This window comes from Psychrobacter sp. Choline-02u-9, from assembly GCF_002836505.1.
Classification (GTDB): domain Bacteria; phylum Pseudomonadota; class Gammaproteobacteria; order Pseudomonadales; family Moraxellaceae; genus Psychrobacter.
The window spans coordinates 1-8,833 of sequence record NZ_PJBF01000004.1 but is presented as its reverse complement, the minus strand read 5'-3'; the positions used below and the strand labels follow the sequence as shown (position 1 = coordinate 8,833).

The window sequence follows — 8,833 nt, the reverse complement described above, 5'->3', positions numbered from 1 at the left end:
AAATCTAAATTATAGATTTAACCCTCAGACGTTTTTTTGCTTATAAAACAGTAGAAATTGTGGTCAATCTAGTCAGCTATATTCTGTACATGTTACACAAACTTACATTGTAAAATGTGGGATATTAGCAATTTTTTCGACATCAAAAAAGTATTTTTGGGGTTTTTAAGGGGGATGACAGGCTAAACAGCCTATGCTAAAGTCGGCTTTGTGTTTTGGTCAGCAGCTTGATTTGTAACAGCTTCGTAAGACTTCAATGAGCTGTGATCGCCAATAATCATTTTTTATATGAATAATATGCAGCAGAAGTATCAGTCACTATGACATATATATACTTGAGTTATTGAGATTTAATTGACTGCGCTGTTGTTGATAACAGACGATTTTGAATTAACCGTAGGTATTAGATTTATGAAACAGGCTTTATTGATTTTGTCAGTACTGGGTATGGGCATAGCACAAACGAGTGGTGCTGCTATCACAATCTCTCAAACAAATAATACCATCACCAATACTTCTGTGGCATCAAACTACGGTTCATCAAAAAACATCTATAGCACCAAAAGTGGTGCTTATGTTTCTAATAATGATGAAATTAGTCAAGCAATTAGCAACCTAAGTGCGCAGGCCAAGCAAAAAGAGAATCAGCTTTCATCATTAAACAGCCGCTTATACGCTGAAAAACAACAGCAGCAAGTCAATAAGGTTCCTGACAGCAATTCAGCCCCCGCTATCGCTGCTGCTCGCGCCTCAAAAGTGGCTTTATCTGGCAGCTCTGGATATTGTGCCCGTTACGTACGTAAAGCACTACAATCAGCTGGTTATGAATTTACACCCAATCCTTCAGCCTATCAGTACGCCACTCGTGGCACGCTTGATAAAGCAGGTTTTAGCAAAATCAGTAATGATATGCCAACCCAAGTAGGTGATGTTATTGTCTATGATCGCTCATCAAAGCGCCCGCATGGCCATATCCAAATATTTGATGGCGAAAATTGGATTTCTGATTTCCGTCAGAACAGCATCAGCCCATACAGTGGTGTCTATGCTTATACGACATGGCGCGATTCAAAATACGTGGATGACGCATCCGCATCAGATCGTAATATCTACCTTGCTATGAATGATAAATAAGACTTTCTAAGTCAGCACAACATAGTTGTTATTTCCTCCAACCCAGTAGTGATCTTAATATCATTGCTGGGTTTTTTTGTGCTTAACATCAGGGCGTATTTAACCTTTCATGATTTGATCCGTCAGAAATGAACACTACTGATATCATTACTCATGACAGGAGTTATCGACAAGCGCGTTTAAAATGCCACATGATGACGCTGGTGCACTACTTGCACATTTCTGGCGCAAAACGGTCAAGTGATGCTTTAAGTGCATCAGTTCTTCCATTCGTATTTCCACAGCATGAATGTGCTCATCTAGCAAGTTATTCACATCGCCGCAGTCCTTGTCAGGCGACTCCCAGTATTCAAGTAAGATTCGCACATCATCTAAAGCCATATCGAGCGTACGGCAATGTAGGATAAATTGTAGACGCTCAATGTGCTCTTCATTATATAAACGATAATTCCCTTCGCTACGAAAAGGCTCGGGTAATAAACGCTCTTTTTCATAATAGCGAATGGTTTCTACTGTGGCACCTGTGCGTTTAGCGAGCTCACCAATTTTGATTGTCATAACAACCTCTATGATTTAAATAATTAAAGTGGCTGTAAAGACTAGCGCTAGAGAAATTAAAATTACGAAACTGTAGATAAATAACCTTGACTCTAAAGCCACTATAGGGTTCATAATATCATTATTCAAAGGGTAAATTATTATGAAATATCATATTGAAGGTATGGACTGTGCCAGTTGCATCGGCAAGATTGAAACAGCTTTGAAACGTATGCCTGGGGTTTCTGATGTTCAGCTGAATTTCGCTACAGAAACGCTAGAGCTAAATTTAGCCCCTGGTGCGCCGACTCAGGCTAGTGATATCGAAAAAACAATCAAAAGCCTAGGGTTCGGCATCTCTGCCAATACTGGTCAACAAACTGTATCGGCTATTGATATTGACAGCGACAATCAGATGGCTCCGCAGGATAAGCAATGGTGGCAAACTCAAAAAGGCAAACAGGTTGTTGGCCTCGGTATTTTGATGGGCAGCGCTTATGCACTGTCACTACTGTTGCCCGCTTATGGGATATGGGTGTTTGCCATCGCTGTGATTGTAGGCGTTTTTCCATTTGCGCGCAAAGCCTTAGCACTGGCTAAAACAGGTTCATTCTTTTCAATTGAAACGCTGATGTCCGTCGCCGTGCTTGGCGCACTTATCATTGGTGAAGCTGAAGAGGCCGCAGCAGTTGTCTTTTTGTTCTCAATCGGTGAACTGTTTGAGAGTATCGCTGCTGATCGCGCTCGCGCTGGCATCAGAGCCTTATCATCGCTGGTTCCGAAAAGTGCAATTTTACTTGATGCTCAAGGTGGGCAGCGTAACGTTCCAGCGACTTCATTACAAGTGAATGACCTTGTGCTGGTGCGTCCTGGAGATAGGGTATCTGCTGATGGTTCCATTGTTCAAGGTGCGTCCAGCCTTGATGATTCGCCCGTGACGGGAGAGTCTGTTCCTGTTGCCAAGACGATGGGTGACAATGTATTTGCAGGGTCAATTAACATCGATGGTGTGCTCCAAGTGCGCGTAGAAAAGACAGCCGCCGATAACACCATTTCGCGCATTATTGAGCTGGTAGAGCAAGCCCAAGCCTCCAAAGCACCCACTGCCCGTTTTATTGAGAAATTCAGTCGCTATTACACACCGGCAGTGATGGCTATTGCCGCACTAATTATTATCATTCCACCGTTAGCCATGGGTGGAGATTGGTCGACTTGGTTGTATCGCGGTCTAGCACTGTTGCTGATTGCCTGTCCCTGTGCTCTTGTACTATCAACACCCGCTGCCATCGCCTCTGGTCTTGCTGTTGGTGCGCGCCGTGGCTTGCTGATCAAAGGCGGTAGTGCTTTAGAAACTATCGGCCAAGTGAAGACGGTCGCTTTTGACAAGACAGGCACTTTAACTGAAGGCAAACCACGCGTGACCGATGTTGTTGCCTTTACACAAGAGGACTCAAGTATTCAAGGTCAGAATTCTCAAGGTCAAGATGAGATATTGGCACTTTTTGCCAGTGTGGAGACTGGTTCTAGTCACCCACTTGCTGAAGCCATTGTCAGCCATGCTGAAGCCGCTAAAGTTGTTATACCTGTGGCTTCCAAAGCTTCTGCTACTGCGGGTAAAGCGGTACACGCAACTGTCGCGGAGCGCGCGCTAGCTATCGGTTCGCCTGTTTACGCAGCCGATGAGGCATTGATTTCATCCACACAACAGGCGCAAATTGAGGCGCTGCAAAATGAGGGTAAGACCGTCTCTGTTCTTTTCGATGAGCAAAACCGTGAAGTGCTTGGATTAATCGCGCTAAGAGACGAATTACGAGACGACGCTCATGAAGGTGTGGCTCAGCTCAAAGCGATGGGTGTGCGCTCCGTCATGCTAACAGGCGACAACCGCTTAACCGCTCAAGCACTTGCCAGTAATTTAGACGTGGAATGGGAAGCTGAGCTGTTGCCTGAGGACAAACTGCGCCTGCTTAACGAGATGAAGAACAACCGCAAAATAGCGATGGTTGGTGATGGTATTAACGATGCGCCAGCGCTAGCAACTGCCGATGTTGGCATCGCGATGGGTGGTGGTACCGATGTGGCCATTGAGACGGCCGATATCGCATTATTAAAAAGTCGTGTTACGGATATGGCTCATCTCATCGCACTTTCACGTGCCACCATGCGCAACATTCATCAGAACGTCATTTTCGCTTTGGGTCTCAAAGGCGTCTTTCTGATCACGACCGTATTCGGCATTACTGGACTATGGATTGCGGTTCTAGCTGATGCTGGAGCAACAGTGCTCGTTACTCTTAATGCGTTACGTTTACTGCGCTTTAAGGGAGCGCCTCCACTGGTAAATCCGCCTAAAGTAGTTAAATAAAACCCTTCGAAATCAATTAAAAACTAGAGATAGCAGCAGATTTCGGGGGTGGGTTCTAATAATAAAAATTCCACCGCCACAGTAAACTGCAACCGCATTAGAGTAAATAAGGTTAGACCGTATGTTGATTACAGAATTGGGCTATTTTGCCTTGCTTACCGCTTTTGTATTGGCGTTATTGCAGGTAATTCTGCCAACTATTGGTGTTATTCATAACCAAGTTGCTTGGCAACGACTAGCCCCTAGCTTAGCTTGGGCACAGTTTGCCGCCATGATAACGTCATTTGGCGCTTTGATAGCAGGTTTTTATTATAATGATTTTAGCCTCAGTTACGTCGCGCAGCATTCCAATACGCTGTTGCCTTGGTACTATAAGTTATCGGCGACATGGGGCGGACACGAGGGCTCTTTGCTGCTATGGATGACCATCATGGCCACATGGTGTGCACTGGTATCATACTTTAGTCGCGGCTTGCCGTTATCAATGCGTGCGCGGGTATTAGTTATTTTGGCCGGTGTACAGTTAATGATGCTAACGATGCTGATATTTACCTCGTCACCGTTTGAGCGTACCTTACCCAATCTAGCGGTCGATGGCGCTGATTTAAATCCTGTCCTACAAGATTTCGGTCTGATTATTCATCCGCCCATGTTATATATGGGCTATGTGGGTATGGTAGTACCTTTTGCATTTTGTATGGCGGCATTGTGGGAAGGGCGTTTAGATGCTGCTTGGACACGCTGGTCACGTCCATGGGCGCTCGCGGCTTGGGGGTTTTTGACCATTGGTATTGCACTGGGCTCGTGGTGGGCCTACTACGAGCTTGGCTGGGGCGGTTGGTGGTTTTGGGATCCGGTAGAGAATGCCTCGTTTATGCCTTGGCTTGTCGGCTTAGCATTGCTGCATTCATTAGCAGTCACTGAAAAGCGCGGGGTGTTTAAAGCATGGACCATCATGCTGGCTATTTTCGCCTTTGCCTTAAGCTTGCTTGGCACGTTCCTGGTACGCTCTGGAGTCCTTACCTCAGTGCATTCGTTTGCCGCTGATCCGACGCGTGGTTTGGTTATCTTAGCTATTCTTGGCATTATCATCGGTAGTGGTCTATTAATGTTTGCCGTTCGAGGTTGGCGTTTAACCGTTGAAAGTCAATATCAGCTGATTTCACGTGAGTCCTTTTTAGTGATCAACAACGCCATCATTTTGATTGCAACCTTAGTGGTTCTGCTCGGCACCCTTTACCCTATTATCGCTGATGCCTTTGGTTTAGGACAAGTGTCCGTTGGCCCTCCTTATTTTAATGCATTATTTGTACCTTTAACGTGGCTGTTATTAATAGCTATGGGTATGGGCTCAAATATTCGCTGGAAAAAAGACACCCGTCCACTACTGGGTATAGGCATGGTCATCGCCGTTAGTAGCTTAGTATTAGCCGCCATTATTACTTACTTTGTTAATCCATCGTCTATGCTTAATATTGGTGTGACTTTAGCCGTTAGCTTTTGGGCACTGCTATGGATGGCAGTTGATTTTAAAGATAAAACTAAGAATGCGCCTAATCTTTTTAACGGTTTGCGGCAGTTGCGTCTGAGCTATTGGGGTCAACAGACTGCTCATATTGGCGTATTGGTTGCTGTCATTGGCATAGCCTTTACTAGTAGCTTGAGTACTGAGCGTGACGTAGCAATGGGTATTGGCGATACAGTCAATGTTCAAGGTTACGATTTTGAAGTAACTGAATTTTTTGAAATAAAGGGTAGTAACTTTGATGCAACGCAGGCGCAAGTCGTGGTATCCAAAAACGGTCGTGAAGTGGCGAAACTGAATCCAGAAAAGCGTACTTATATCATTAGCACTATGCCGACCACTGAGGCGGCCATTGATGCTAGCCTAATGCGCGATGTTTATGTCGCACTGGGCGAACCTATTGCCGATGGTAGTAACCAATGGGCATTAAGGATTTATGTAAAACCATTAATTCGCTGGATTTGGTTAGGGGCAATTATCATGGCTCTAGGTGGATTAATTAGCATGCTTGATAAACGATACCGCATCAAAAAAGTTAAAGCTCCATTGCTAGTTACTGGTGATCTGGCTACTGATGGAGTCAATGAGGTAGCTATTGAACAGGCAATCTCAGCATCGACGATGTCGACACTAAAGGAGAAATAAATGACTATGTCGAATAATACTCCTGAGCAAAAAAATAGCCAAAACAGTAAGCAGCGTAACCCAAAGACAATGAAAAAAAAGCAGACGAAGCTATGGTTCTTAGTTCCGCTTATCCTCTTTTTTGGTTTGGTAGTTATATTGTACATGCGCTTAGGTAAACCAACAGACATTGTGACCAATACCGCTCTTGAGCGTCCGGTTCCTACCTTTGAGCTGCCGTTATTAGCAGATACTACCCGTACTATCACCAATGATAATTTGCCGGATAAGCCGTTTTTACTTAATGTTTGGGGCTCATGGTGCCCAACTTGCGTTATTGAGCATCCGTTTTTAATGCAACTAGAAGAGCGCGGCGTTGATATCGTTGGTGTGAATTATAAGGATGAGATTGGTAATGCGCTCAGTTACTTAAACCGAGGCGGTGATCCATTTTCTATGTCTATTCAGGATTCATTGGGTCAGTTTGCTCTAGACTTAGGCATAACTGGTGCGCCCGAAACCTTTGTTGTGGATGGAGATGGCATCATTCGTCAGCATATTGTTGGTGAGGTTAATGAAGCCAATTGGCAACAGCGTGTTAAGCCGTGCCTGACCGTACTTAATGAGGCTAATAAGAACAACGATAGTCCTGATCTCATTCAGGTTGAGGAGATGTGCAAATGAACGTTATTCGAATAAGAGCTCCTCAACTAAAACCCAATATAGTTTTAAAACTAGCAAGCTTAATACTAGCGTGTCTGCTTAACATGACGGCAAACGCAGCTATTGACGTATACGATTTTGACTCACCACAGCAAGAAGCTCAGTATCGTGGATTAATAGAAGAGTTTCGCTGCCCAAAATGCCAAAATCAAAACCTTGCAGCCTCTGATGCACCGATTGCACAGGATCTAAAGCAAAAAGTCTATGATTTAATTAAAGATAGACGTAGTGATGCTGAAATACGCGTCTATATGCAAGAGCGCTACGGTGACTTTATTAGCTACAAGCCGCCTATGCGACCATCAACATGGATCCTATGGTTTTTTCCACCACTATTATTGCTCGTCTTAATTATTGGTTGGTTTTGGCAAAGTAAGCGTCGCCAAGTTGTTGCCCGTGGTCAAAGCGGCGTCACAGTGAACAGTACTGCTGCCTTGACCTCTACGGAAAAGGCTGAGCTTGATCGTCTATTATCGCAAGCTGAGAGTGTCGACCACGACATTACTAGCCTAGAGGACAAAAAATGACTCTATTTTCTACTTTTGGCTTATTTGTAACTCTAAGCTTGCTGATTGCTCTTATATTTGCGCTGATTGCTATTATGCCATGGCTACGAGCACCGCGTTTGCAGTCCAAACCAATAGACAATCAACTGCTAGATATTAATGTTGCAGTATTTCGCGAACGTTTAGCTGAGCTACAAACAGATAAAGACAGCGGTACTATTAATAATAGCCATTATCAAAATCAAAAGCTGGAGCTTGAGCGTCAGCTATTAGATGCGCAGCGTCAGATAACACCTATGGTCACCCCTGATGTCAAAAGCCGTTTAATTGTCGCAGCTTGGATCCCAATATTGGCTGCAATGGCGTATTTACTAATAGGCAATCGTACGCCCGTGTTTGATTTGTGGACAGCTGAGGACAAAGTAGGACAAGTGGCTGACGACCTATTGACAGCTAAAATTGACAAGCCGCCATCATGGGCGTTTGAAGATGGTCGTCAACTGATTAGCGCCATGCAAACCAATGTTCATCGTAATGCTGATGATCCTAATCGCTGGATGCGCCTATCCGAGCTTTTCTTATCTATGGAGGCAACTGATTCTGCGCTGGAAGCCTTATCTCGTGCCTATCGTTTAGCTCCTGAAAATGAAGAAATCGCCACCACTTATGCTCAGACTAGCTTTTTCGTTAATGAAGGTCAGTTAGACGCCAATATTCGCCGTGTATTACAAGCTATATTAGCTAAGAATCCGCAGCATGAACGGGCTCAAATGCTCATGGCAATGGGTGAGACTCGTAGTAGTAACTTTGCCCAAGCGCAAGGTTGGATTAAACGCTTACAAGGCAGCATTGTGGCCAAACCAGGTGATCATACTAAAGCTTTAGCAAGCTTAGATGAGTTAAGCAACTACGTTAGCACGCAAGAAAAGCAAGCGCTAGAAGGTATTGACGTGACAGTGAAAATTAACGCTAATTTATTACCGTTAGTGAAAGCTGATGATGTGTTGTTTGTTGCGATACGTGACGTTAAAGGAGGTCCACCGTTTGCCGCCAAACGTTTACCCATTAGTGTTATTGAGCAAGGTGAGGCCAGTATCCGCTTAAGCAATCTTGATGCGATGATGCCAGATCGCACGTTAAATTCAGCTCGTAGTGACAAAACTCAGTTAGCAGTCGTTGCTCGTATTAGTCATAGCGGTAATGCCATAGCAGAGTCAGGCGACTTATCGGGTAATCCGATAGTGATTAGTGCTGAACAGACTCAGGTTAATATTGAAATCAATCAACAGATTCCCTAATAAAAAATTATTACCGTAAGTTTCATAATACCAGAGCGGTAAGTGGAGCCGTTTTTAAAAGTGGCGCTATTAGGGTGTGTATAGAATTCAAATGAGTGGCAACCAGATAAAGACACAAGCA

At 44.3% G+C, this 8,833-nt stretch carries 7 protein-coding genes; 6 read left to right on the top strand and 1 reads right to left on the bottom strand.

The features are described 5' to 3' along the window. Positions 1-411: 411 nt before the first annotated feature. Positions 412-1,134: a CHAP domain-containing protein gene (locus CXF69_RS00330; RefSeq protein ID WP_057758750.1), complete on the top strand. Its 723-nt coding sequence runs from the start codon at positions 412-414 to the stop codon at positions 1,132-1,134. Between the two features lie 147 nt (positions 1,135-1,281). On the opposite strand, the gene cadR is transcribed toward CXF69_RS00330, so the two are convergent. Then, positions 1,282-1,692: a Cd(II)/Pb(II)-responsive transcriptional regulator gene (gene cadR, locus CXF69_RS00325; RefSeq protein ID WP_007394845.1), complete on the bottom strand. Its 411-nt coding sequence runs from the start codon at positions 1,690-1,692 to the stop codon at positions 1,282-1,284. Positions 1,693-1,834: 142 nt separating this feature from the next. Between cadR and CXF69_RS00320 the strand changes: the two genes are divergently transcribed. The 5 genes from CXF69_RS00320 to ccmI all read left to right on the top strand — a co-directional run bounded on the left by CXF69_RS00320 (position 1,835) and on the right by ccmI (position 8,712). Continuing rightward, on the top strand, positions 1,835-4,036 hold the full coding sequence (locus CXF69_RS00320; RefSeq protein ID WP_102083145.1) for a heavy metal translocating P-type ATPase: 2,202 nt from the start codon (positions 1,835-1,837) through the stop codon (positions 4,034-4,036). Positions 4,037-4,157: 121 nt separating this feature from the next. After that, the gene (locus CXF69_RS00315) at positions 4,158-6,206 is read left to right on the top strand and encodes a heme lyase CcmF/NrfE family subunit (protein WP_102083144.1); all 2,049 of its coding nucleotides are present in this window, start codon (positions 4,158-4,160) and stop codon (positions 6,204-6,206) included. After that, a complete protein-coding gene (locus CXF69_RS00310; protein WP_101211262.1) occupies positions 6,207-6,869 on the top strand; it encodes a DsbE family thiol:disulfide interchange protein in 663 nt (220 codons plus the stop codon). Between the two features lie 83 nt (positions 6,870-6,952). Continuing rightward, complete coding sequence (locus CXF69_RS00305) at positions 6,953-7,435, top strand: cytochrome c-type biogenesis protein (protein WP_020443538.1); 483 nt, start codon at positions 6,953-6,955, stop codon at positions 7,433-7,435. Next, positions 7,432-8,712 (top strand): c-type cytochrome biogenesis protein CcmI, encoded by a 1,281-nt coding sequence (gene ccmI, locus CXF69_RS00300; protein WP_045448072.1) that lies wholly within the window; start codon positions 7,432-7,434, stop codon positions 8,710-8,712. The genes CXF69_RS00305 and ccmI overlap by 4 nt, the downstream gene beginning before the upstream one ends. Positions 8,713-8,833 lie beyond the last annotated feature (121 nt).

What these genes read in the sequence shown, in the direction of transcription:
- CXF69_RS00330 (WP_057758750.1), top strand. Translation starts at nt 412, where the DNA reads ATGAAACAGGCTTTATTGATTTTGTCAGTACTGGGTATGGGCATAGCA.
- cadR (WP_007394845.1), bottom strand. Translation starts at nt 1,692, where the DNA reads ATGACAATCAAAATTGGTGAGCTCGCTAAACGCACAGGTGCCACAGTA.
- CXF69_RS00320 (WP_102083145.1), top strand. Translation starts at nt 1,835, where the DNA reads ATGAAATATCATATTGAAGGTATGGACTGTGCCAGTTGCATCGGCAAG.
- CXF69_RS00315 (WP_102083144.1), top strand. Translation starts at nt 4,158, where the DNA reads ATGTTGATTACAGAATTGGGCTATTTTGCCTTGCTTACCGCTTTTGTA.
- CXF69_RS00310 (WP_101211262.1), top strand. Translation starts at nt 6,207, where the DNA reads ATGACTATGTCGAATAATACTCCTGAGCAAAAAAATAGCCAAAACAGT.
- CXF69_RS00305 (WP_020443538.1), top strand. Translation starts at nt 6,953, where the DNA reads ATGACGGCAAACGCAGCTATTGACGTATACGATTTTGACTCACCACAG.
- ccmI (WP_045448072.1), top strand. Translation starts at nt 7,432, where the DNA reads ATGACTCTATTTTCTACTTTTGGCTTATTTGTAACTCTAAGCTTGCTG.